General features: G+C 71.2%; 3 protein-coding genes. All 3 read right to left on the reverse strand.

Annotated elements, in window-relative coordinates; translation table 11 throughout:
• Positions 1-112 (reverse strand): biotin carboxylase N-terminal domain-containing protein (locus FLV34_RS39505; protein WP_147945613.1); only part of this gene is annotated, 112 nt, incomplete at its 3' end.
• Between the two features lie 8 nt (positions 113-120).
• A complete protein-coding gene (locus FLV34_RS39510) occupies positions 121-330 on the reverse strand; it encodes an acyl-CoA carboxylase subunit epsilon (protein ID WP_147945614.1) in 210 nt (69 codons plus the stop codon).
• Positions 331-335: 5 nt separating this feature from the next.
• The coding region (locus tag FLV34_RS39515; RefSeq protein WP_315985235.1) for a carboxyl transferase domain-containing protein at positions 336-728 on the reverse strand (393 nt) is incomplete at its 5' end.

Genomic DNA, 728 nt, shown 5'->3' on the forward strand with positions numbered 1-728 from the left:
CGTCCAGATCCTGGTCCGCGTAGACCGCGACGCTGGACAGCCCGGCGTCTGCGCAGGCCCGGGCGATCCGTACGGCGATCTCACCGCGATTGGCGATCAAGACCTTCCGGATTGTTGTGCTCACAGACGACCTCCAAGGCTCCATCTCGACTCCCGCCATCCCTGCGTGCCTGTCGCGAGCGGCCGGCGCATCGCGTGCCGCCGCGCCAGGTCGCGCCAGCCGGACGACACCGGCGGCGCGGCGGGGCCGGTCTGTCGTGCGGTGAGCAGCGCCACCGTCAGGGCGGCCACTTCCTCGGGTGGCGGGGCGCCCTTCATGATCCGGATCATCTCGGTCACAGCGGGATGTTTCCGTGCTTCTTGGGCGGCAGGGCGGCCCGCTTGCCGCGCAGCATCCGCAGCGCGCGGACGACCTCGCGCCGGGTCTCGCGTGGCGCGATCACGGCGTCGACGTACCCGCGTTCGGCCGCCAGGTATGGCGTGGCGAGGGTGTCCTCGTACTCACGCACCAGCTCGGCCCGCAGTGCGTCCGGATCGTCCGATGTGGCAAGCGTCTTGCGGTGCAGGATGTTGACCGCGCCCTGGGCTCCCATCACGGCGATCTGGGCGGTGGGCCAGGCCAGGTTGACGTCCGCGCCGAGGTGCTTGGACCCCATGACGTCGTACGCCCCGCCGTACGCCTTGCGGGTGATGACGGTGACCAGCGGGACGGTCGCCTCGGCGTAGGC

Source organism: Microbispora sp. CSR-4 (assembly GCF_008033685.1).
In the GTDB taxonomy this organism is placed as follows: domain Bacteria; phylum Actinomycetota; class Actinomycetes; order Streptosporangiales; family Streptosporangiaceae; genus Microbispora.